Consider the following 21,692-nt stretch of genomic DNA (forward strand, 5'->3'; position numbering starts at 1 on the left):
CATCCGCTCGGCCCTCGTCGGCGTGTGCGACCGGTTACTTCTTGCCCTGCGCGGCCACGGCCGCGGCGCCCGCGGCGGCGGCCTCGGGGTCGAGGTACTCGCCCGGCTTGGTCGGCATGAATTCGTCCCCGAGCTCGTAGACGAGCGGGATGCCGGTCGGGATGTTCAGTTCGGCGATCTCCTCGTCGGAGATCCCGTCGAGGTGCTTCACGAGCGCGCGCAGCGAGTTGCCGTGCGCCGTGACGAGCACCGTCTTGCCCGCCCGGAGGTCGGGGATGATGTCGGACTCCCAGTACGGGAGCATGCGCGCGATGACGTCCTTCAGGCACTCGGTGCGGGGCATCTCGTCGTCGGAGAGGTTCGCGTAGCGCGGGTCGCCGACCTGCGACCACTCCGCGTCGTCGGCGAGGGGCGGCGGCGGCGTGTCGAACGAGCGGCGCCAGAGCATGAACTGCTCCTGGCCGTACTTCTCCAGCGTCTCCGCCTTGTCGAGGCCCTGCAGGGCACCGTAGTGGCGCTCGTTGAGGCGCCACGAGCGACGCACGTCGATCCAGAGGCGGTCGGCCGCCTCCAGCGCGAGATCGGCGGTCTGGATCGCGCGGGTCAGCACCGACGTGTGCAGCACGTCGGGGAGCACCCCCTTCTCGACGAGCAGCTCGCCGCCGCGGGTCGCCTCCGCGCGACCCTGGTCGCTGAGCCGGACGTCGACCCAGCCGGTGAACAGGTTCTTCTGGTTCCAGTCGCTCTGGCCGTGGCGCAGCAGCACGAGGGTGTAGACCATGCGGTCCAGCCTAGCGACCCCGTCGCCGCCGGCCGTCGGCGGGGTCGAACCGTGACGGATGACTCCGGCACCCGGGCCGCCCCGGCTGCGCCGTCCTGCGAGACTGGACGACATGCCGGTCGGATCGGTCACGCGGGGGACGACGAACACGAACCGCCTGCGCCGCGTCGATCGCTGGATCGCGGAGCAGGCGGCGTTCCGCCGCGCCGCCGAGCCGCTCGTGGTCGACCTCGGCTACGGGGCGAGCGGCGTGACCGCGTTCGAGCTCGCGGCGAGGCTCCGCCGCGTCCGGCCGGACGTCGCGGTGCTCGGGCTGGAGATCGACCCGGCTCGCGTGCGCGCCGCGGAGGTGCAGCTCGACGCGGTGCGCGCCGGCCGCACGCCCTTCCCCGACGACCTGCCCGTCTCGTTCGGCCTCGGCGGCTTCGAGGTGCCGGTGCCGGGCGATCGGAGGCCCGCCGTGGTCCGCGCGTTCAACGTCCTCCGCCAGTACGACGAGTCCGACGTCGCCGACGCCTGGGCCCGCATGACCGGCCGGCTGGCGCCGGGCGGCCTGCTCGTCGAGGGCACCTGCGACGAGGTCGGCCGCGTGTCGAGCTGGGTGGGCGTGACGGATGCCGGCCCGCAGAGCTTCACGATCAGCCTGCGCCTGACCGGGCTCGACGCCCCGTCGGTGGTGGCCGAGCGCCTGCCGAAGGCCCTGATCCATCGCAACGTCCCCGGCGAGCGCGTCCATGACCTGCTCGAGGCGCTCGACCGCGGCTGGCGCGTGCATGCGCCGCTGTCCGTGTACGGCCCGTCGCAGCGCTGGATCGCGCTCGCCCGCGACCTGCGCGATGCCGGATGGCCGGTGCGCGGCGGGGCGCGTCGCTGGCGCCTCGGTGAGCTCACGCTCGACTGGGCGTCGGTCGCACCCCGCTGAGCGGCGCCTCAGTCGCCCGGAAGCAGCGCCCGCGCCTCGTCGAGGTCGAGCCCGGACGCGGTGAGGAGGTCGACGAGGTACGGGCGCAGCGCTGCGAGCGTGTTCCGGTCGCCCTGCGAGCCGTCCGGGAGGATCGCGACGGGGTCGAGGTGCCGGAGGATCTCCGAGAAGCCCTGCCTCGCGATGGGCTGCTGCGCCACGTCGCGCAGCGACTCGTCGAGCACCTCCACGGCGACCGCGATCCGGGCGACCACGTCGGCGACCTCCGCGCGCGGACGTCCGTCCCGGAGGCTCCACTCGACCCGGCGCGCGATGATGCGGAGGTTGCGGGTCGCCAGGTCGACGCCCGACAGCATGGCCCGCTGCCGCTCCAGGTCGAACCTGGCTCGGCGCACGATCGGCGAGAGTCGCGCGATCGCGATGCCCGAGTCCACGCTCGCGGTCCACGCCTCGACCGCGGGCTGGGTGGCGCGGGCGCGGGAGAGCGCCCGCCCCGCGGCATCCGATTCGCCCCGGCCGAGTGCCGCCGCCAGCTCGAGCAGCACCGCGACGTGCTCGTCGAGCAGGCGCCGCCCGTCTCGGAGCGCCGTGCGGCGCGGATCGCGCGGGATGATCGCGGTCGCGAGGAGCGCGAACGCTCCGCCGACCACCGCGTCGAGGGTGCGGACGAACGGACCGCCCTCGGGTGCGGGCACGAGCATCACGAGCGAGCACTGGACGGCGGCGGCGATCGCGAACGACGCATTGCCCGACAGGAATCGCGCCACGGCGAGGGTCACCGCGAGCGCGAGCGCGTACTGCCAGATGCCGCTGCCCGCGACGAGCAGCAGCGCCTCTGCCAGGGCGATGCCGAGCGTCATCGCGACCACGGTCTCGAGCACCCGGACGGGGCGCGCATCGCGCACGAATCCGAGCGAGGTGATGGCGACCAGCGCGGAGATGAGCGGCTGCTCGTGCCCGACCACGAACAGGGAGAACGAGTACGCCGCGATCGCGGTCACGGTGATCTGCACGATCGCCGGCAGCGAGTCGCGGAGCCGACCGAGTCGACCGGCCAGCCGGGTCGCCCCGACGGGCGACCGGTTCACGGGCGGATGCCGAGCCTCGGCAGCCGCGGCAGGTCGACCGCCGCGGCGGCGCCCGCCGGCACGATCTCGACCTGCGCCGCAGCCACGTCGATGCCGTGGCTCTCGACGATGAGCTCGAGGTCGGCGGGCACGGAGCGCTTGATCACCGCGAGGGCGATCGGTCCGAGCTCGTGGTGCATGGCGGCCGAGGTGACGGCGCCGACCGGGCGTCGCTCCGCTGCCTCGCCGGCGGCGGGTTCGGGACGCGCCTTGAGTCCGACGACCGGATCGCCGGACTTCGGCAGGATCGTGTCGCTGCCGTCGAGGTGCAGCATCACCAGTCGACGCGGCGGCCGGCCCAGGTTCACGACCTTCGCGACGGTCTCCTGCCCGCGATAGCAGCCCTTGTGCAGGTCGACTGCGCTCCGCAGCCAGTCGAGCTCGTGAGGCAGCGTGCGCTCATCGACCTCGGTCGCGAAGCGCGGACGCCAGGCCGCGATGCGCAGCGCCTCGAGCGCGAGCGCCCCGGCGACCTCGACCGCCCCCGATCGCACGGCGCCGGCGAGGGCCGGAAGGGCGTCCCGCGCCACGATCGCCTCGGCGTAGTTCCAGTCGGCGCCCGCATGCCCGACCTCCGCGGCGTACCCGTATCCGTCGGGGAGCACCTGCCGCCACGAGTCGCGCCAGACCAGTGCGCCATCCGGGAGCTCGACCGGGAATCCGTCGCCGTGCGGCATCGCCGCGACCACGGCGAACCCGTCGCTGACGTCGGCGACCTCGACGCGCAGCATGAATCGCATGCGATCGAGCCACGTCGCGAGCCCGGGCGCCGCGCCGCCGTCGAGCACGAGCCACGTGCGCTCACCGTCGTCGACGACGTGCACGGCGTGCTCGACATGGCCCGAGGCGTCGAGGAACAACGCCTCGGCGCTCTCACCCGGGGCGAGGTGGTCGAGCGCGCGGCTCGCCATCGAGTTCAGCCACGACCGCCGGTCCGGACCGGCGACGGTGATCACGCCGCGGTCCGACAGGTCGACGATCGCGCGCCCCTCCTCGAGCCGTCGCTGCTCGACCATCGGGTTGCCGTAGTGCGCGGCGACCGCCTCATCGGGGGCGTCGCCGACGACCGCGCCGGGCAGCGCGAGGAACGGCGAACCGGACATCAGTCGACCTTCGCGAGCCGGGCGGACGCGTGCGTTCGCAGGTCCTGGCCGAGGGCCGCGATGTCCCACGCCCAGAGGAGGTGGTTCTCGACGAGCCCGTACAGTCGCGTGGCCGCGGCGTACTCCTTCGCGCCGGCGGTGCGCATGACGGCATCGGTCGCGAGGTCGATGCGCGGTCCCTTCACCTGCCCGAGGTAGAGCTCGCTCACGCCGCCCGGGTGCACGATCGAGACCTCGAGGTCGAATCCCCCGGCGTCGTTGCGCAGCGTCTCGACGGCCTCGGCGTCGGGGAACCGCGTCGCGCCGACCGCCGGCAGCATCGCCGGGCCCTGGTCGCCCTCTCCGAGCGGACGCGCGAGCCGCCAGTAGCCGGTCTCGGCAGCGAGCGGCGTCGGCTCGCCGTCGGCATCGGACGGGAAGAGCCACGTGTACGACGTGTAGTTGAGGTAGGGCAGGCCGTCGTGGCTGAAGCTCACGCGCTGTCCGAACTCGTGGGTGACCGAGCCGTCGCCGATGGCGTAGTCGATCACGCCGGAACCCTCCCAGACCCCGATGAGCCAGGAGAGCGGAACGAGCTCCGCGGGGAGGTCGACCGGCAGTTCGATCACGATCTAGCGCTGCCCCTTGAAGAGCTTGTAGACGACCACGCCGCTGATCCAGGCGATCGTGAGGCTCGCGAGACCGAGCAGGCCGATGAAGAAGAGTTCGAGCGCGAGCAGCGAGGACATGGTGCGAGTCTACCCGGTGCTCACCCGACGACCGGCAGCAGCGCGAGCGCCCCGACGGCCACCGGGACGACGGCTCCTGCGATCGACGCGCTGGCCCGTCCGACGTATCCCTGCGGCCTCCGCGAGGCGAGCTGCAGCAGCAGCGCCGCGATGACGGATGCCGCGAACACCATGCCGAGCACGCCGAGCGCGGCGTAGGGGCCGGCGTCGTGGAACCACACGCGCGTGCCCGACCATGCGAGGCCGACCACCACCGCGGACCCGATCGCGGAGATGAGCCACACGGTGGGCACGGCCCACCGTGCGAGGCCCGTCGCCGGCGCTCCCGCGTCGTCCTGCGTCACAGCGTCCGCCCTTCCCCGTGGTCCATCGCCGGTGTCCCGTAGTATTGACCGCACCTTACTACTGGAGTGTGTGCGTGGCGCAGCTGCTGATCCTGACGCCGGCAGCAAACGAAGACGTTCTTCCGGCCCTGTCTCTCCTGACACATCGAGTGCGCGTGATCCCGGCGTCACCCGACCAGTTGGTGCGCGCGCCCGAGGCCGACCTCGTCTTCCTCGATGCCAGGACCAATCTCGCCGGTGCGAAGGCACTCGCCCAGATCCTGCGGACGACCGGTCTCTCGGTGCCGCTGATCCTCGTCGTGACCGAGGGCGGACTCACCGCGGTGTCCTCCGACTGGGGCATCGACGACGTGATCCTCGAACATGCGGGCCCCGCCGAGATCGACGCGCGGATCCGGCTCGCGCTCGGCCGCGCGCAGGCGGCCCAGCCGGCCGAGCGCATCCAGACGTCCGGCGTCGTGATCGACGAGGCCAGCTACTCCGCGAAGGTCCACGGTCGCACGCTCGACCTGACGTACAAGGAGTTCGAGCTGCTCCGGTTCCTGGCGGCCCACCCGTCGCGCGTGTTCACGCGGGAGCAGCTGCTCAGCGAGGTGTGGGGCTACGACTACTTCGGCGGAACGCGCACCGTCGACGTCCACGTCCGCCGGCTGCGTGCGAAGCTCGGCGACCTCGACAGCCTGATCGGCACGGTTCGCAACGTGGGCTACCGCTTCAACGTCCACGAGGAGGACGAGCAGGACGCGAACGTCACCGCCCGGTGACCTGCGCTTCACCACCGCGCCGCGGCCCGGTGGCATGATGTGTGGATGACTGCGGAGAGCACCCTCGACGAAGACCGCACCTCGAGCGACTTCGACGACGACTTCGAACCGCTCGACACCGACGGTGCGCCCGAACTGCTCGACGAGCGATACCTCGACCGGGAGCTCAGCTGGCTCGCGTTCAACCAGCGCGTCCTCGAGCTCGCCGAGGACCCCCGCCTGCCGGTGCTCGAGCGCGCGAACTTCCTCGCGATCTTCGCCTCCAACCTCGACGAGTTCTTCATGGTCCGCGTCGCCGGCCTGAAGCGGCGGATCAACACAGGGCTCGCCGTCCCGACCAACATCGGGCGGACCCCGCACGAGGTGCTCGCCGACATCTCGCAGAAGGCGCACGAACTGCAAACGCGCCACGCCGCCGCGTACCAGGAGCTGGTCAAGCCGGCGCTGGCGGAAGCCGGCATCCGGATCGTCTCGTGGGACGAGCTCGACGAGACGCACCGAGAGCACCTGCATGACTACTTCAGCACGCAGATCTTCCCCGTGCTGATGCCGCTCGCGGTCGACCCCGCCCACCCGTTCCCCTACATCTCCGGCCTCTCCCTGAACCTGTCGGTCCGCGTGCGGAACAGCCGCACCGGCCGCCAGGAGTTCGCGCGCGTGAAGGTCCCGCAGATGCTCCCCCGCTTCGCGCGCGTCGACCCGGCGGAGCCCGTCGAGGACGCCCGGTACATCGCGCTCGAGGAGCTCATCTCGAACCACCTCGGCGACCTGTTCCCGGGCATGGAGGTCCTCGACCACCACGTGTTCCGCGTCACCCGCAACGAGGACGTCGAGATCGAGGAGGACGAGACCGAGAACCTCATCAAGGCGCTCGAGAAGGAGCTGCTGCGTCGGCGGTTCGGCCCTCCGATCCGACTCGAGATCTCGGACGACATGGACGAGGTCACGCTCGGCCTCCTCGTGCGCGAGCTGGACGTCACCGAGCAGGAGGTCTACACCCTGCCCTCCCCGCTCGACCTCGGCGGACTCTTCGACCTCGCGCGCATCGACCGCCCCGAGCTGCACTACCCGACGCACGTGCCCACGACGAACGTGCAGCTGCAGCCGTCCGAGCCGAACCGGCCCGCCGACATCTTCGCGGCCGTCGCCGAGAAGGACGTGCTGCTGCACCACCCGTACGAGTCGTTCGCGACGAGCGTCCAGGCGTTCCTCGAGCAGGCGGCGGCCGACCCCGGCGTGCTCGCGATCAAGCAGACGCTCTACCGGACCTCGGGCGACAGCCCGATCGTCGAGGCGTTGATCGACGCCGCCGAGGCCGGCAAGCAGGTCCTCGCGCTCGTCGAGATCAAGGCGCGGTTCGACGAGGCCGCCAACATCACGTGGGCGCGCAAGCTCGAGAAGGCGGGCGTGCACGTGGTCTACGGCCTCGTCGGGCTGAAGACCCACTGCAAGCTCGCGCTCGTCATCCGCCAGGAGAAGGACGGCCTGAAGCACTACAGCCACATCGGCACGGGCAACTACAACCCGAAGACCAGCCGCATCTACGAGGACCTCGGACTGCTGACCGCCGACGACCAGGTCGGCAAGGACCTCACGCGGCTGTTCAACGAGCTCTCCGGGTACGCGATCGAGAAGAAGTTCAAGCGCCTGCTCGTCGCTCCGCTCCACCTCCGCAAGGGGCTCCTGAAGCTCATCGCGCAGGAGACCCGGAACGCGCAGGAGGGCAAGCCCGCCGGCATCCGCATCAAGGTCAACTCGATGGTCGACGAGGCCATCATCGACGCGCTGTACCGTGCGTCGAACGAGGGCGTGCCCGTCGAGGTCTGGGTGCGGGGCATCTGCAGCCTCCGCCCGGGCATCCCCGGGCTGAGCGAGAACATCCGGGTCCGATCCATCCTCGGCCGCTACCTCGAGCACTCGCGCATCTTCTCGTTCCGGAACGACGGCGACCCGGTCGTCTACATCGGGTCGGCCGACATGATGCACCGCAACCTCGACCGTCGGGTGGAGGCGCTGGTCCGGCTCACCGACCCCGACCACGTGAGCGCGATCGGCGGGCTCTTCGACGAGGCGATGGACGAGCGCACCGGCGCGTGGTGGCTCTCCGGCGACGGCACCTGGGTCAGGCACTCGACGGACGACTCCGGCCGCCCGCTCGACGACCTGCAGGCCCTGCGAATCCAGCGCGTCGCGCAGCGCAGCAAGCGCATCGCGCAGCGTGCGACGCGAGCGGCGCGCCGATGAGCCAGGTCGCCACCGCCGTCTACGCGGCCGGCGCCGTCTGCTGGCGCGTGATCGACGGGCGCATCCACGTGCTCGTCGTGCATCGCACGGTGCACGGCGACGTGACGATCCCGAAGGGCAAGGTCGACCCCGGCGAGACGCTCCCGCAGACCGCCGTCCGCGAGATCGCGGAGGAGACCGGGCTCACCGTGGCCCTGGGGGTGCCCATCGGCGTCTCGCGGTACCCGCTCCCGAGCGGCCGGGAGAAGATCGTGCACTACTGGGCGGCCGAGGTCACGGAGAAGGCGGTGCTCGCCTCGACGTTCCGTCCGAACGCCGAGATCGCGGCGCTCGAGTGGGTCACCATCAAGCGCGCCCGCGGCTACCTCACCTACGGCCCCGACCGCGAGATCCTCGACAACTTCGCCGCGCTCGTCGACCAGGGCGTGACCGAGACGTTCGCGCTCATCGTGCTCCGCCACGGCAAGGCGCAGACGCGCTCGAGCTGGAAGGGCACCGACACCACCAGGCCGCTCGTCGAGCGGGGCGTGCAGCAGGCCGCCGCACTCGTCGACACCATCCTCGCCTGGGGCCCGCGGAAGATCGTCTCGAGCCCGGCGGTCCGGTGCGTGACGACCGTGGCCCCGCTCTCGGCGAAGACGGGGATCACGGTCAAGCGCGACGAGGGCATCAGCCAGGACGCGTGGGAAGCCGGCAACGACGAGGTGCGCCGCGTGATCGGCAAGCGCGTGCGCGTCGGCAAGACCGCCGTGATCTGCGGCCACGGCCCCGTCATGCCCGAGATGATGCGCGAGATCGCGCTCGCGACGGGAACCCCCCTCGGTTCGTACGTGACGGATGCCGCGAGCCTCGAGGTCGGCGCGTTCAGCGTCGTGCACCTCTCGTCCTCGAACCCGTCATCGGGCATCATCGCGATCGAGACGCACGCGCCCACCGCCTGAGCCGCAGCCGCGGGCCCGCGGGATGCAGGGGATACGCAGGTTCCACACACCCCCACGACCCCGAGTGTTCACCATCCGTTCACCTGACTCGGTTTCCCTATTCACCGGGGCGCGACCTCGAGTCCGGCTCGCATCGGTCGACCGCCGCCCGCTCCCGATCCCCCCGAACCTCCCCGAAGGGTCCCAGTGAACCGCATCCGCCCGACCGCGGCCGTCGCGCTCGCCGCCGTCGCCGCATCCGTCCTCTCCTCCTGCGCCGTCAACGAGATGTCGACCGGCGACACGGGGTCGACGCTCGACGGATACGTCGTCGGAGCAGGTTCATCGGCGCAGGGCGCCGCGCAGCAGTCGTGGGTGGCGGCGTTCCAGACCGCGCACCCCGCGGTCACGGTCGACTACGACCCGGCGGGCTCCGGCGCCGGACGCGACACCTTCATGGAGGGCGCGAGCGACTTCGCCGGGTCGGATCGCGCATACACCGAGGAGGAACTCGCGGATGGCGGCTTCGGTCGTTGCGCCCCGGACTCCACGGTCATCGAGTTGCCCCTGTACATCTCCCCGATCGCCGTGGTGTTCCGCCTCGACGACATCGACACGCTGGACCTCGACCCCGAGACGATCGCGGGGATCTTCGCCGGCGACATCACCGACTGGAACGATCCGGCGATCGCCGCGACCAACCCCGAGGTGGCGCTTCCCGATCTCCCCATCACCGCGGTGCACCGCTCGGACGACTCGGGCACGACCGAGAACTTCACCGACTACCTGCACGCCGCCGCGCCCGAGGTGTGGGAATGGGAGGCCGACGGCGTGTGGCCGTTCTCGGGCGGCGAGGCCGCCCAGGGGAACTCGGGCGTGATCGACACGGTCGGCAACGGCGTGGGAACCATCGGCTACGCCGATGCGTCGCGCGCCGGAGACCTCGGCACGGCGGCGGTCCGCGTCGGCGACGAGTTCGTCTCGTTCTCCCCCGAGGCGGCCGCGGCGATCGTCGACGCGTCCCCGCTCGAGGAGGGGCGAGCGGACGGCGACCTGGCCATCAGCATCGATCGCACCACCGAGCAGGCCGGTGTCTACCCGATCGTCCTCGTCAGCTACCTCATCGCCTGCCAGCAGTACGCCTCTCCTCGGAACGTCGAGGTCGTGCGGGAGTACCTGGCGTACATCGCGAGCGAGGAGGGCCAGCAGGCCGCCGCCGTCGGGGCCGGATCGGCGCCGATCTCGGAGTCGCTGCGCGAGCGCGCCATGCAGGCGATCGAATCCATCAGCGGCTAGCACCCACGGCCCCGACGATCTGCGGGACGCCGCCGTCACGGCGGACTCACAGCGGCGCCATCCCGCCCGGACAGACCCAGTTCACCTCCCGTTCACTACCGTGGGGGACGCTCGTCACGCACGCTGGTTAGCGTCGCAGGCGGGTCGGCACCCGGCCCCACATCCTGCAATCCAACCCCCGGAAGGGAATCACGTGAACCTCAAGCGTTTCGCCGCGCCTGCCGTCATCGCCATGACGGCGGCCCTCGCGCTCAGCTCCTGCGCCGCGAACGAGGGCGGCTCGGGCGACTCCGGCTCCGACTCGACGCTCTCGGGCAACCTGGTCGGCGCCGGCGCGTCGTCGCAGGACTCGGCCCAGCAGGCGTGGATCGCCGGCTTCCAGACCGCGAACCCCGACGTGACCATCGACTACGACCCCTCGGGCTCGGGCGCCGGTCGCGACACGTTCCTCTCGGGCGCCAGCGACTACGCCGGCTCCGACCGTGCGTTCAACGACGAGGAGATCGCCGAGGGCGGCTTCGCCAAGTGCGCTCCCGACACGAGCGTCGTCGAGCTCCCGCTCTACATCTCGCCGATCGCCGTGATCTTCAACCTCGAGGGCGTCGACAGCCTCGACCTCGACCCGGCCACGATCGCGGGCATCTTCGCCGGTGACATCACCAACTGGAACGACGAGGCGATCGCCGCCACGAACGAGAGCGTCGAGCTCCCCGACCTCGCGATCACCCCGGTCCACCGTTCTGACGACTCGGGCACCACCGAGAACTTCACCGACTACCTCGGTGCGGCCGCGCCCGACGTGTGGACCTACGAGGCCGACGGCGTGTGGCCGTTCGAGGGCGGCGAGGGCGCGCAGGGCACCTCGGGTGTCGTCGACGCCGTGACCAACGGCACCGGCACGATCGGATACGCCGACGCGTCGCGCGCCGGTGACCTCGGCACCGTCGCGGTCGGCGTGGGCGGCGAGTTCGTCGAGTACTCGCCCGAGGCCGCTGCCGCCATCGTCGACGCATCGCCGTTCGTCGAGGGCCGTGACGAGCACGACCTCGCCATCGAGCTCGACCGCACCTCGGAGGAGGCCGGCGTCTACCCGATCGTCCTCGTCAGCTACCTCATCGCCTGCCAGGAGTACGCGGAGCCCGAGAACGTCGAGCTCGTGAAGGCGTACCTGTCGTACATCGCCAGCCCCGAGGGCCAGGACGTCGCGGCCGAGTCCGCCGGCTCGGCCCCGATCTCCGACTCGCTCCGCGAGAAGGTCACCGCAGCGATCGACTCGATCCAGTAGGCGGCACGTGCCCGGCCCCGGTAGCGTCAGCAGCAGCCGGGGCCGGGCACGGCCATGTTCCATGCACACCGACCGGAGGATCTCCAGATGACCACCGCAGCCGCGCCGATCCGGGCGAAGCAGCGCCCAGGCGACCGCGTCTTCTCAAAGTCGGCGGTCTTCGCCGGCTCGATGATCCTCGTCACCCTCGCAGCGGTCGCGACGTTCCTCATCGTCCAGAGCATCCCGGCGTTCGTCGCCGACGGCGAGGACGCCTCGATCCTCGACACCAACTTCTGGGCCTACGTCGGCCCCCTCGTCTTCGGCACGATCTGGGCCGCGGCGCTCGCGCTGCTCATCGCCCTCCCGATCTCGATCGGCATCGCGCTCTTCATCTCGCACTACGCCCCGCGCCGGCTCGCGTCGGCGCTGGGGTACGTGGTCGACCTCCTGGCTGCCGTCCCGTCGGTCGTGTTCGGCCTGTGGGGCATCGGCGTCCTGGCCCCCGCGGTCCAGCCGCTCTACTCCTGGCTCGTGGACAACCTCGGCTGGTTCCCGCTCTTCGCCGGACCGGTCTCCGGCACCGGCCGCACCATCCTCACCGCGGCCCTCGTGCTCGCCGTCATGATCATCCCGATCATCACCGCGATCTCGCGCGAGGTCTTCCTCCAGACGCCGGTCCTGCACGAGGAGGCCGCGCTCGCCCTCGGCGCCACCCGGTGGGAGATGATCCGCACCGCGGTCCTCCCGTTCGGCCGCCCCGGCATCATCTCGGCCGCCGTGCTCGGCCTCGGCCGCGCGCTGGGCGAGACGATGGCCGTCGCCATGGTCCTCTCGGCGACCGGAGCGATCACGTTCGAGCTGCTCACCTCGGTGAACCCGTCGACGATCGCCGCGAACATCGCCCTGAGCTTCCCCGAGGCGTACGGCATCAACGTCAACGTCCTCATCGCGACCGGCCTCATCCTCTTCATCGTCACCTTCGCGGTGAACGCGATCGCCCGTTGGATCGTCGCTCGCCGTGCCGAGTTCTCGGGAGCGAACTGATGACCACGACGATCACCCCTCCCGAGACCCGCGGGCCGGCGGCGGCGCCGGTCAGCAACTCGCTCACCGCGGGCAAGCTCCCCAACGGCGCACCGTGGATGGTGCTCGGTGCGAGCCTCCTCGTCTCGGCCGGCCTGTTCGGCGTCATCGCGCTGAGCGGCGCCGAGTTCAACTGGGTCGGCACGTTCGTGGTCGCCGCGATCATCTACGTCGCCACGATCACGCTGCTCTCGCGCATCGTCGAGGGCGGGCGACGTTCGACCGACCGGTTCGTGACCGCGCTGGTCACCGGGGCCTTCCTCCTCGCGATGATCCCGCTGATCTCGCTGTCGATCACCGTCGTCACGTTCGGCCTCAACCGCTTCGACGTCGAGTTCTTCACCTACTCGATGCGCAACGTGACGGGCGAGGGCGGCGGTGCGCTGCACGCGATCGTCGGCACCGTGCTCATGACGGGCACCGCTGCGCTCATCTCGATCCCGATCGGGCTGATGACCTCGATCTACCTCGTCGAGTACGGCCGCGGCCGTCTCGCCCGTGGCATCACCTTCCTCGTCGACGTCATGACCGGCATCCCGTCGATCGTCGCCGGCCTGTTCGCCTACGCGCTCTTCGCGATCTTCTGGGGCCCCGGCACGCGCACCGGCATCGCCGGCGCGGTGGCCCTCGCGGTGCTGATGATCCCGGTCGTCGTGCGTTCCAGCGAGGAGATGCTGCGCCTCGTCCCCGTCGAACTGCGCGAGGCCGCGTACGCCCTCGGCGTGCCGAAGTGGCTGACGATCGTGAAGGTCGTGCTGCCCACCTCGATCGCCGGCATCACGACGGGCATCATGCTCTCGATCGCCCGCGTCATCGGCGAGACCGCACCGCTGCTCATCGCCGCGGGATTCACGAACAGCGTGAACTACGACATGACCGAGGGACGCATGCAGTCCCTCCCGGTGTTCGTCTACACCCAGTACGCCAACCAGGGGAACCCGCCCGAGGCGTACCTCGACCGCGCGTGGGCGGCCGCCCTCACGCTCATCCTCATCGTCATGGTGCTGAACCTCGTCGCCCGACTCGTCGCGCGGTTCTTCGCCCCCAAGTACGGTCGCTGACCCCCAGATAGGAACCACAGTGTCCAAGCGCATCGAAGTCCGAGACCTGAACGTCTACTACAGCAAGTTCCTCGCAGTCGAGGGCGTCTCCCTCGAGATCGAGCCGCGCAGCGTGACGGCGTTCATCGGCCCGTCGGGCTGCGGCAAGTCGACCTTCCTCCGCACCCTCAACCGCATGCACGAGGTGATCCCCGGCGCACGCGTCGAGGGCGAGGTGCTCATCGACGGCAACAACCTCTACGACCCCGAGGTCGACCCGGTGCTCGTGCGCCGCCAGGTGGGCATGGTCTTCCAGCGCCCCAACCCGTTCCCGACGATGTCGATCAAGGAGAACGTCCTCGCGGGCGTGAAGCTCAACAACCGGCGCATCTCGAAGTCCGACGCCGACGACCTCGTCGAGCAGTCGCTGCAGGGTGCGAACCTCTGGAACGAGGTCAAGGACCGCCTCGACCGCCCGGGCTCGGGCCTGTCGGGCGGCCAGCAGCAGCGTCTCTGCATCGCCCGCGCGATCGCGGTCTCGCCCGAGATCATCCTGATGGACGAGCCCTGCTCGGCGCTCGACCCGATCTCGACGCTCGCGATCGAGGACCTCATCGAGGAGCTCAAGCAGGAGTACACGATCGTCATCGTGACCCACAACATGCAGCAGGCCTCGCGGGTCTCCGACAAGACCGCGTTCTTCAACATCGCGGGAACCGGCAAGCCGGGCAAGCTCATCGAGTACGACGAGACGACGACGATCTTCTCGAACCCGTCCGAGAAGGCAACCGAGGACTACGTGTCCGGTCGCTTCGGTTGAGCCTCGCTCCGCCGTCCGGCCCGGTCCCCGCAGGGGGCCGGGCCGTTCTCGTCGGGCGACGTCGCCGCGGTCGGCGGGCGGCGGTCGATCGCCGGTCGCACGGCGGTCGCCCGATCGTCAGTCGCGCGGGCTCAGGAGGTACGCGTTCAGCGCGGCGGTCTCGTCGAGGTCGACGGCGAGCGGCGCTCCGTCGAGCTCGACGATCGGCGCGGCCATGCGCACGCTCGACACCAGCCACGCGGCATCCGCTCGCCTGAGCTCGTCGAGCGTGAGGTCGCGGTAGGCGACCCTGCGGCCCCGCCCCTCGAGGTACGCGAAGATGCTGCGCTGGGTCGTGCCGTGCAGGATGCCGGAGGCGGGCGGGGGCGTGACGAACTCATCGCCGAGCCGCGCGATCACGCTCGACGTGGGCCCTTCGAGCACGAAGCCGTCGGACGAGGTGAACAGGGCGTCGTCGGCTCCGCGGCGCTTGGCCTCGCGGATCGCCGCCATGTTCGCCGCGTAGCTCAGCGTCTTCGCGCCGAGCAGCAGCCACGGTGCCCGCTCCCCCGCGCCGCGCGACACGCCGCGGTCGAGGCTGACGACGCGGATGCCGCGCTCCCGCGCAGCCTGGAACTCGGCGCCGGGCGTGACGTGCACCCACCCCGTCGGCGTGGTGCCCGGGTCGACCCCGCGGCTGAGTGCGATCTTGAGGGCGAACTCGCCTTCGTTCGGGACCCGCTCGGCAGCGCGGCGGATGACGAGCGACCACTGCTCGAGGTTGGGCTCGGGCAGTTCGGTGAGGCGCGCCGAGTTCGCCAGGCGGGCGAGGTGCGGCCCGACCTCCTGCACGTGCCCGTCGACGATCGCGAGCGTCTCGAAGACGCCGTCGCCGCGGTGCGGCGCCAGGTCGTTCACGGCGAGCGCACCGGATCCCGGCTCGATCTCGCGAAAGGACGCCTCGAAGAACTCCGGTGACGCATCGACGGGCAGCGGGTCGACGAGGAACGAGACGGTGTCGGCCATTCCTCGATGCTACGCCGAGCGGGTGGCCGACATGCCGGAGCCCGTCGTCGACGCGCCGTTCGTCGGCACGCGAACCGGCGGGCAGGAAGATGGCCGGCCGCAGAACGCCTCTCGGCGCGAGGCCGCTCGAAGCGGCGAATATTGGAGCCCGGGGTTACTGCGACCGGCCACGAACAGTCTAAACGAGGTCGACCGCGGGTCTATTCCCGGCGGCGTCCCGGGCGGTCAGTCCAGGCTGTCGTGACGCCAGAGGCGCGCGCACGCCGCGAGCTCCTCGGCGAGCGAGGAGAGCCGCAGCGCGCGTTGGGTGAGGATTCCCGGCCGGTCGGGATGCGCGGCGTCCGCGGCATCCGCATCGTCGGCGAGGCTCGCGAAACCGGCCGAGGCGACCCGGCAGAACGCCGTGGCGCGCTCGAGCGCCGCGGCGAAGTCGCCCGAGAACACGCCGCGGAGGATCGTGTCGGCGAGCTCGCGCACCTCCGCCGGGCCGGCCGGGGTGGGCGCGCCCGCGACGACCTGGTCGATCGTGCGAGAGACCTCGGTGCCGCGCTGGAACGCGAGGCTGACCCCCTGCGCATCCTGCCGGATCATCGTGCGCAGCAGGTAGATGCGCCAGAGCGCGCCCGGCAGGCTCTTCGGCGACGCCTGCGACCACAGCTCGGCGATCGCATCGATGCCGTGCTCGTCGGTGTACGACACGAGGCGGGCGACCACCTCGGGGTCGGGGTCCTCGCGCACACGCGAGAGCACCGCTGCCGCGGTGTCGTGCGCGACACGGCTCACGTACGCCGGGTCCTCGGCGCCCAGGTACCCTTCGAACATGCGCGGCGGGAACCGCGTGGGGCGGTGGAAGTCTGCGGTCATCGCGGACACGATACCCCCGCCGGCCGGGAACCGCCCACGGTCGGGCGGGCGTTCCGCGGTCGGCGGAATCGTCGCTGCCGGCAGTTCAGTGGACCGCGGCCTTCCGCATGGAAGCCGCGAGTACCGCAGTCCGCCAGGTCTCTCCGATTCGCTCGTACGTGACGATGGCGTGGCAGTTCCTGCACCGGACATCGCACTTCGCCATCTCGTCGCGTACCCGCGGCCACGAGTACGCCGCCTTGGCGAGCTTCATCACTTCGCCCACCTTCTCTGTTCCCGACCGATGATCGAAGTCGAGCACCCGGATGTCGCTCTCACCGCAGTCGATGCAGGGGTGCTCGAGGAGGTACGCGCCGATTCGCTGCAGATGCGCCGAGCGCGTCTTCGCCACCTGCGCGGCGACGGCCCGGCGATGCTTCTCGATGTTCTCGGCGTAGTAGAGCCGCGCCCTCGCGGCGTTGCACGAACGGCAGACGGCTTGCAGGCCGTCCCGTGAACGCTGTCGGCGATTGAACTCTGTGGTCGGAAGCGACCGGCGGCACGTCGAGCACGACTTCATGGCGTCCTTTCGGGAAGTAGTGCCGACGATAGGTACGACCGCTGACACCCGTCGCGCTATCGACGGGCCTCTCCACTCTGAGCACGGAACAGGGCTCGGGGGGCCTGTTAGGGTGGGTTCGCCCCTATAGCTCAGTTGGTTAGAGCAACGGACTTCAACACAAAAAGGAGCGTCACCGCAGAAATGCGGTGGATGGACGCCGCTATATGCTGGGACCCCCTGAGAGCCCGAGGTACTCGCCCATCCGGGCAGTGAAAATCCGAGGGATTGGGCAATCAGCAGGTAACCGCAAGGGAACCTCAGAGACTACACGCGGCGCACCTGACCGGCTCGGCCGAAGGTGAAGATATAGTCCAGACTGCAAGCCGTTCGCGGTGGCTGGGGAAACTCAGTGCAGCAGGTTAATCCGTGGGTCCAGGGTTCGAGTCCCTGTGGGGGCACTTCGCGCGTCACGGCGCGAGCCGCGGCATCCCGAGCCCGAACTCGTGACGCAGGGCGCTCGCGGCCGCGTGCCAGCCGGCGAGGCCGTGCACGCCCGGGCCGGGCGGCGTCGAGGCCGACGCGAGGTAGACGCCCGCGAGCGGGGTGCGCCAGGGGTCCGGCGAGAGCACGGGGCGGCGGACGAGCTGCGCGAGCGACGGCGAGCCTGAGGCGATGTCGCCGCCGATGTAGTTCGCGTTCTCGGCCTGCATCTGCTCGGCCGAACGCGCCGACGAGGCGAGCACGAGGTCGCGGAATCCCGGCGCGAAGCGCTCGAGCTGCCGCGTGACCGCTTCGGTCGGGTCGAGCGTCGATCCTGCGGGGACGTGCGTGTACGTCCACAGCACGTGACGCCCGTCGGGCGCTCGCGAATCGTCGAGCGTCGACGGCTGCGACACCAGCACGTACGGTGACGACGGATGCCGCCCGCGCGCCACGTCGCGCTCGCCGGCGCCGATCTCCTCCCGCGTGCCCCCGAGGTGCACCGTGCCGGCCCCCGCCACGGCGGGATCCGCCCACGGCACGGGCCCGGCGAGCGCGAAGTCGACCTTCGCGGCCGCGTTCCCGTAGCGGAATCCGCGGAGCGCACGACGGTACCGTCGCGGCAGCCGGTCCCCCGCGAGGCGCACGAGCGCGCGCGGAGTGACGTCGAGGAGGACGGCGCGGGCAGGCGGCAGCGCCGCGAGGTCGTCGACCGCGGCATCCGTCACCACCTCGCCGCCGTGCGCGACGAGGTCGTCGACGAGTGCGGAGACGATCGCGCCGCTGCCGCCGACCGGGATGGGCCAGCCGCGCGCATGCGCGTGCGTCGTGAGCACGAGGCCCGAGCCGGCGGTCCCGAGGCTCGGCAGCGGGCGGATCGCGTGCGCCGCGACGCCGGTCAGCATCGCCGGTGCCACGTCGCCCCGGAAGCGCAGGTTCCACGCCGGCGTGCCCTGCTCCAGCGCCCGCGCCCCGAACCGGGCGGCGACGAGCGGATGCCGCGGCACGCGCAGCAGCGTCGACCCCGTGAACTCGGTCACGGCCTCCTCGTGGGCGACGAGCGGGGCGATCAGGCGCCGGTACGCGCGGCCGTCGCGCCCGAGGTCGTCGACGGTGCGGTCGAGGTCGCGCCAGGCCAGGCCCGCGCGTCCGCCGTCGAGCGGGTGCGCGAAGGAGAGCTCGGGGACCCGCAGCTCGATGCGCCGCTCGAGGCCGAAGGCGCGGAAGAACGGGGATGCGAGCGCCATCGGGTGGACGGCCGAGCACACGTCGTGGCGGAACCCGGGCAGCGTCAGCTCCGCGGTCCGGGCGCCTCCCCCCGGTTCCGTCGCCGCCTCGTGGACGCGGACCGACAGACCGGCGCGGGCGAGCGTCACGGCGGCGGCGAGCCCGTTGGGCCCCGAGCCCACCACGATCGCGTCGACGGCGTCACCCCGGGCCATCCGACCTCCCCGTCCGCGTGCGTGCGCTGCGCGTTCGGCACCATGATGTCACGCGACGGGCGTGTCGACGGCGAGCGGCGGACCGGGGCACCGCCGTGGGGGAACGGGGACGTGCTGGGCCCCGATGCCCCGACGCGGCGGCTCCTCCCCAGGTGTCCCCTTCCGCACTGCCACGTGCGGTGCACCGAGCGTACGTCCGCGACCGGGCGCTGGGAACACCCTCGAACGGGGGGCGTTGCGGCGTGGCGGCGATGCCCCGCGACGCAGGCGTCCCGCGCGTGGATCCGGCGAGGCGAGCGCGGCTCCCAGCGGGGGCGGCTAGCCGACGATGCGGCGCAGTCCCGCCATGAGCGCGAGTCGCTCATCGGCATCGCGTCCGAGCGGCGTCGCGTTCAGCGTCGTGACCCCGGCCCGCGCGAATGCGTCGACGCGTTCGGCGACCTCGGCGGGCGAGCCGATGAGGGAGATCGCGCGAACCAGTTCGTCGGGCACGGCGGCCACCGCCTCGTCGCGACGGCCGTCGAGGTAGAGGTCCTGGATGCGCTCGGCCTCCGCGGCGAAGCCGTAGCTCGCGATCAGGTCGTTGTAGAAGTTCTTCCCCCGCGCGCCCATGCCGCCGATGTACAGGGCGAGGTTCGGCTTGACCGCCGCGATCGCCGCCTCGATCAGTTCGGGTCGGTCGGTGATCGCGAGCGCGGGGCTCGCGAACACGTCGAGTGCTCCGAGCTCGGGCGCCCGACGGGCTCGGCCCGCTTCGAGCGACGCGCCCCACACGTCGGCCGCTCGCTCGGGGTGGAAGAACATCGGCAGCCAGCCCTCCGCGATCTCGGCCGTCTGCTCGACCGACTTCGGGCCGAGCGAGGCGATCGTGATGGGGATCCGCTCGCGCACCGGCTCGTTGATGAGCTTCAGCGGCTTGCCGAGGCCCGTGCCGCGACCCGCGGCGAGCGGGATCGTGTAGTTCTTCCCCTCGTGGACGACGCGCTCGCGGCGCCACACCATGCGGCACACGTCGACGATCTCGCGCATGCGGCCGAGGGGCGCGTCGTAGGGCACGCCGTGGAAGCCCTCGATGACCTGCGGGCCCGAGGCGCCGATGCCGAGCTCGAAGCGGCCCTCCGAGACGTAGTCGAGGCCGGCGGCGGTCATCGCCGTGAGCGAGGGCGTGCGGGTGTAGAGCTGCAGGATGCCGCTCATCAGCGTCATGCGCGAGGTGCGGGCCGCGAGGAAGCCGAGCTGGCTCACCGCGTCGAACGAGTAGACCTCGGGGACGACGACGAGGTCGACGCCGGCGCGCTCGAGTTCGGCGACCTCGGCTGCGGCGTCGCGGAAGCCGCCTGCGTAGCTCAGGAACATGCCGATGCGCATGCGTCACTCCTCGTCGTCGGGGGTGTGGGTCGGGGGGGGGCGCAGCCCCCTCAGACCCTAGCCGAACCGATCAGGTCTCGACGACGACGATGGGGTCGGTGGTCGGCGCCTCGGAGCCGCCCGCCGGTTCGACCGTCATGCCGACGACGACCCCCGGAGTGAAGTCCCCCTCGAGCACGACGAAGGCCTCGCCCGCGTCGGGGTCGAACGTGCCGGCCGGCCGCGCCCCGCCCTCGTCGATGTACCAGAGCTCGTACGTCGAGGCCGAGCCGACGTCGGGCAGGTCGGACGCCCGCACGGCGGATCGTCCGAGTTCCTCGGACCACACGATCGTGACCTCGCCGCCGTCGGCGGACGCCACCGTGACCGACTCGGCGTCGGGGGCCTCCGCGATCGCCTGGACCGACCGCTGCGCGCCCCACCCCGCCGGGCCCGGCCAGTTCACGCCGACCACGGCGCCCGCGATGACGAGCACGGCGGCCGCCGCGGCCGCGACGATCGCGGCGGGACGCTGGAACCAGCGCCGTCGGGCGGCGCGTTCGGCAGGTCCGGCGGGTCCGGCGGGTGCGGCGGGTCCGGCGGCCTCGCGCTCGTCGGCCGACGATGCGGCGGCGGGCTCGGCTCCCGGCGCGGCAGCGGGCTGCACCCCGGGTGCGGCGGCGCCCGCGGCGGAGACCTGCGGCACGTCGTCGAGACGGTCGAGGATCGACGCCTTGAGCGCCGGCGGCGGCTCGATGGGCGCGGCGGCATCGGCGAGCGCGGTCGCCGCCTCGAGGTGCGCCGCGAGCTCCGCTCGGAGCTCGGGCGATTCCGCCAGGCGGGCCTCGACGATCGCACGTTCCTCGTCGCTCACCGCGTCGAGCGCGTAGGCCGCGAGCAGCGCGTCCAGGTCGGGCTCCCGGCGCGCCGGGGTCTCGGCGTCGGTCATGTGCTCACCCCCATCACGCGGCGCAGGCGGATCATGCCGTCGCGCATCCTCGTCTTCACGGTGCCGAGCGGCACGTCGAGCCGTTCGGCGATCTCGGACTGCGTCAGTCCGCCGTAGTACGCGAGTGTCACGCACTCGCGCTGCAGGTCGCTGAGCTCGGCGAGCGCGACATGCGCCCGCTCGTGGTCGAGCCGCACCTCGACCGCCTCCGCGACGCTGTCCACCGGCACGTCCAGGTCGCGCGCCCCGATGCGGGCATCGCGATCTCGGGCGGACTGCGCGGACCGCACCCGGTCGACGGCGCGGCGGTGGGCGAGCGTGAACATCCACGAGATCGCCGATCCTCGCGCCGCGTCGAACCGCGGAGCGGTCTGCCACACCTCGAGGAACACGTCCTGCGCGACCTCCTCGGCCTGGGCCGGGTCGACCACGACACGACGCACGAGCCCGAGGATGCGGGCCGCGGTGCGGTCGTACAGCGCGCCGAATGCGGCCCGATCGCCGACGCCCGTGGCGACGAGCAGGTCGTCGAGGGTCGGGTCGGATGCCGCGGGCCCGTGCTCGCCGTCCGTCACGCGTTCCAGCATGTCAGACCGAGCCGGTCGGCGCCGCGCGGCCGCGGGTG

21 protein-coding genes are annotated in these 21,692 nt (G+C 71.6%); 9 read left to right on the forward strand and 12 right to left on the reverse strand.

What is annotated here, in order from left to right; all coding sequences use genetic code 11:
- Positions 1 to 34: 34 nt before the first annotated feature.
- A complete protein-coding gene (locus ACFVHK_RS16450; protein ID WP_376929758.1) occupies positions 35 to 781 on the reverse strand; it encodes a phosphoglyceromutase in 747 nt (248 codons plus the stop codon).
- A 112-nt stretch (positions 782 to 893) separates the two neighbouring features.
- Here ACFVHK_RS16450 and ACFVHK_RS16455 point away from each other — a divergent pair, with 112 nt between their 5' ends.
- The gene (locus ACFVHK_RS16455; protein WP_376929759.1) at positions 894 to 1,703 is read left to right on the forward strand and encodes a class I SAM-dependent methyltransferase; all 810 of its coding nucleotides are present in this window, start codon (positions 894 to 896) and stop codon (positions 1,701 to 1,703) included.
- Positions 1,704 to 1,711: 8 nt separating this feature from the next.
- On the opposite strand, the gene ACFVHK_RS16460 is transcribed toward ACFVHK_RS16455, so the two are convergent.
- The 4 genes from ACFVHK_RS16460 to ACFVHK_RS16475 form a co-directional block, all read right to left on the reverse strand.
- Positions 1,712 to 2,791 (reverse strand): FUSC family protein, encoded by a 1,080-nt coding sequence (locus ACFVHK_RS16460; protein ID WP_376929760.1) that lies wholly within the window; start codon positions 2,789 to 2,791, stop codon positions 1,712 to 1,714.
- The gene (gene ygfZ / locus ACFVHK_RS16465; RefSeq protein WP_376929761.1) at positions 2,788 to 3,933 is read right to left on the reverse strand and encodes a CAF17-like 4Fe-4S cluster assembly/insertion protein YgfZ; all 1,146 of its coding nucleotides are present in this window, start codon (positions 3,931 to 3,933) and stop codon (positions 2,788 to 2,790) included. The genes ACFVHK_RS16460 and ygfZ overlap by 4 nt, the downstream gene beginning before the upstream one ends.
- Positions 3,933 to 4,541 (reverse strand): nitrobindin family protein, encoded by a 609-nt coding sequence (locus ACFVHK_RS16470; protein WP_129233641.1) that lies wholly within the window; start codon positions 4,539 to 4,541, stop codon positions 3,933 to 3,935. The genes ygfZ and ACFVHK_RS16470 overlap by 1 nt, the downstream gene beginning before the upstream one ends.
- A 140-nt stretch (positions 4,542 to 4,681) precedes the next feature.
- The gene (locus ACFVHK_RS16475; protein WP_376929762.1) at positions 4,682 to 5,005 is read right to left on the reverse strand and encodes a hypothetical protein; all 324 of its coding nucleotides are present in this window, start codon (positions 5,003 to 5,005) and stop codon (positions 4,682 to 4,684) included.
- A gap of 74 nt (positions 5,006 to 5,079) precedes the next feature.
- Here ACFVHK_RS16475 and ACFVHK_RS16480 point away from each other — a divergent pair, with 74 nt between their 5' ends.
- The 8 genes from ACFVHK_RS16480 (at position 5,080) to pstB (ending at position 14,439) form a co-directional block, all read left to right on the forward strand.
- Positions 5,080 to 5,769, forward strand: a complete 690-nt coding sequence (locus ACFVHK_RS16480) for a response regulator transcription factor (protein ID WP_129233639.1) — start codon at positions 5,080 to 5,082, stop codon at positions 5,767 to 5,769.
- Between the two features lie 45 nt (positions 5,770 to 5,814).
- Positions 5,815 to 8,013, forward strand: coding sequence for an RNA degradosome polyphosphate kinase (locus tag ACFVHK_RS16485; RefSeq protein WP_376929763.1), 2,199 nt, complete (start codon positions 5,815 to 5,817; stop codon positions 8,011 to 8,013).
- Positions 8,010 to 8,954, forward strand: coding sequence for an NUDIX hydrolase (locus ACFVHK_RS16490; RefSeq protein ID WP_376929764.1), 945 nt, complete (start codon positions 8,010 to 8,012; stop codon positions 8,952 to 8,954). Before ACFVHK_RS16485 ends, ACFVHK_RS16490 begins: the two co-directional genes overlap by 4 nt.
- Before the next feature lie 186 nt (positions 8,955 to 9,140).
- Positions 9,141 to 10,229, forward strand: coding sequence for a phosphate ABC transporter substrate-binding protein PstS (locus ACFVHK_RS16495; protein ID WP_376929765.1), 1,089 nt, complete (start codon positions 9,141 to 9,143; stop codon positions 10,227 to 10,229).
- A 193-nt stretch (positions 10,230 to 10,422) separates the two neighbouring features.
- Complete coding sequence (locus ACFVHK_RS16500; protein ID WP_376929766.1) at positions 10,423 to 11,514, forward strand: phosphate ABC transporter substrate-binding protein PstS; 1,092 nt, start codon at positions 10,423 to 10,425, stop codon at positions 11,512 to 11,514.
- Positions 11,515 to 11,601: 87 nt separating this feature from the next.
- On the forward strand, positions 11,602 to 12,540 hold the full coding sequence (gene pstC, locus ACFVHK_RS16505; RefSeq protein WP_129233636.1) for a phosphate ABC transporter permease subunit PstC: 939 nt from the start codon (positions 11,602 to 11,604) through the stop codon (positions 12,538 to 12,540).
- A complete protein-coding gene (gene pstA, locus ACFVHK_RS16510; RefSeq protein ID WP_376929767.1) occupies positions 12,540 to 13,640 on the forward strand; it encodes a phosphate ABC transporter permease PstA in 1,101 nt (366 codons plus the stop codon). The genes pstC and pstA overlap by 1 nt, the downstream gene beginning before the upstream one ends.
- A gap of 19 nt (positions 13,641 to 13,659) precedes the next feature.
- Positions 13,660 to 14,439, forward strand: a complete 780-nt coding sequence (gene pstB, locus ACFVHK_RS16515) for a phosphate ABC transporter ATP-binding protein PstB (RefSeq protein ID WP_129233634.1) — start codon at positions 13,660 to 13,662, stop codon at positions 14,437 to 14,439.
- Between the two features lie 117 nt (positions 14,440 to 14,556).
- On the opposite strand, the gene ACFVHK_RS16520 is transcribed toward pstB, so the two are convergent.
- The 7 genes from ACFVHK_RS16520 to sigK all read right to left on the reverse strand — a co-directional run bounded on the left by ACFVHK_RS16520 (position 14,557) and on the right by sigK (position 21,654).
- The gene (locus ACFVHK_RS16520; protein WP_376929768.1) at positions 14,557 to 15,444 is read right to left on the reverse strand and encodes an aminodeoxychorismate lyase; all 888 of its coding nucleotides are present in this window, start codon (positions 15,442 to 15,444) and stop codon (positions 14,557 to 14,559) included.
- Between the two features lie 225 nt (positions 15,445 to 15,669).
- The gene (locus ACFVHK_RS16525) at positions 15,670 to 16,308 is read right to left on the reverse strand and encodes a DNA-directed RNA polymerase subunit beta (RefSeq protein WP_129235726.1); all 639 of its coding nucleotides are present in this window, start codon (positions 16,306 to 16,308) and stop codon (positions 15,670 to 15,672) included.
- An 85-nt stretch (positions 16,309 to 16,393) separates the two neighbouring features.
- Positions 16,394 to 16,867, reverse strand: a complete 474-nt coding sequence (locus ACFVHK_RS16530) for a hypothetical protein (RefSeq protein ID WP_376929769.1) — start codon at positions 16,865 to 16,867, stop codon at positions 16,394 to 16,396.
- Between the two features lie 449 nt (positions 16,868 to 17,316).
- Entirely contained in the window at positions 17,317 to 18,771 is a 1,455-nt protein-coding gene (locus ACFVHK_RS16535; protein ID WP_376929770.1) for a phytoene desaturase family protein, read from the reverse strand.
- Between the two features lie 318 nt (positions 18,772 to 19,089).
- Positions 19,090 to 20,139, reverse strand: a complete 1,050-nt coding sequence (locus ACFVHK_RS16540) for an LLM class F420-dependent oxidoreductase (protein WP_376929771.1) — start codon at positions 20,137 to 20,139, stop codon at positions 19,090 to 19,092.
- Positions 20,140 to 20,209: 70 nt separating this feature from the next.
- The gene (locus ACFVHK_RS16545) at positions 20,210 to 21,067 is read right to left on the reverse strand and encodes an anti-sigma factor (RefSeq protein WP_376929772.1); all 858 of its coding nucleotides are present in this window, start codon (positions 21,065 to 21,067) and stop codon (positions 20,210 to 20,212) included.
- Positions 21,064 to 21,654, reverse strand: a complete 591-nt coding sequence (gene sigK / locus ACFVHK_RS16550; RefSeq protein ID WP_129236040.1) for an ECF RNA polymerase sigma factor SigK — start codon at positions 21,652 to 21,654, stop codon at positions 21,064 to 21,066. Before sigK ends, ACFVHK_RS16545 begins: the two co-directional genes overlap by 4 nt.
- Positions 21,655 to 21,692 lie beyond the last annotated feature (38 nt).

The organism is Agromyces binzhouensis (assembly GCF_042672355.1).
GTDB lineage: Bacteria > Actinomycetota > Actinomycetes > Actinomycetales > Microbacteriaceae > Agromyces > Agromyces binzhouensis.

Excerpts from the sequence above, each read along its gene's own strand:
- ACFVHK_RS16450 (WP_376929758.1), bottom strand. The coding sequence starts at position 781 with ATGGTCTACACCCTCGTGCTGCTGCGCCACGGCCAGAGCGACTGGAAC.
- ACFVHK_RS16455 (WP_376929759.1), top strand. The coding sequence starts at position 894 with ATGCCGGTCGGATCGGTCACGCGGGGGACGACGAACACGAACCGCCTG.
- ygfZ (WP_376929761.1), bottom strand. The coding sequence starts at position 3,933 with ATGTCCGGTTCGCCGTTCCTCGCGCTGCCCGGCGCGGTCGTCGGCGAC.
- ACFVHK_RS16485 (WP_376929763.1), top strand. The coding sequence starts at position 5,815 with ATGACTGCGGAGAGCACCCTCGACGAAGACCGCACCTCGAGCGACTTC.
- ACFVHK_RS16490 (WP_376929764.1), top strand. The coding sequence starts at position 8,010 with ATGAGCCAGGTCGCCACCGCCGTCTACGCGGCCGGCGCCGTCTGCTGG.
- pstC (WP_129233636.1), top strand. The coding sequence starts at position 11,602 with ATGACCACCGCAGCCGCGCCGATCCGGGCGAAGCAGCGCCCAGGCGAC.
- pstA (WP_376929767.1), top strand. The coding sequence starts at position 12,540 with ATGACCACGACGATCACCCCTCCCGAGACCCGCGGGCCGGCGGCGGCG.
- ACFVHK_RS16520 (WP_376929768.1), bottom strand. The coding sequence starts at position 15,444 with ATGGCCGACACCGTCTCGTTCCTCGTCGACCCGCTGCCCGTCGATGCG.
- ACFVHK_RS16525 (WP_129235726.1), bottom strand. The coding sequence starts at position 16,308 with ATGACCGCAGACTTCCACCGCCCCACGCGGTTCCCGCCGCGCATGTTC.
- ACFVHK_RS16530 (WP_376929769.1), bottom strand. The coding sequence starts at position 16,867 with ATGAAGTCGTGCTCGACGTGCCGCCGGTCGCTTCCGACCACAGAGTTC.
- ACFVHK_RS16535 (WP_376929770.1), bottom strand. The coding sequence starts at position 18,771 with ATGGCCCGGGGTGACGCCGTCGACGCGATCGTGGTGGGCTCGGGGCCC.
- ACFVHK_RS16540 (WP_376929771.1), bottom strand. The coding sequence starts at position 20,139 with ATGCGCATCGGCATGTTCCTGAGCTACGCAGGCGGCTTCCGCGACGCC.
- ACFVHK_RS16545 (WP_376929772.1), bottom strand. The coding sequence starts at position 21,067 with ATGACCGACGCCGAGACCCCGGCGCGCCGGGAGCCCGACCTGGACGCG.
- sigK (WP_129236040.1), bottom strand. The coding sequence starts at position 21,654 with ATGCTGGAACGCGTGACGGACGGCGAGCACGGGCCCGCGGCATCCGAC.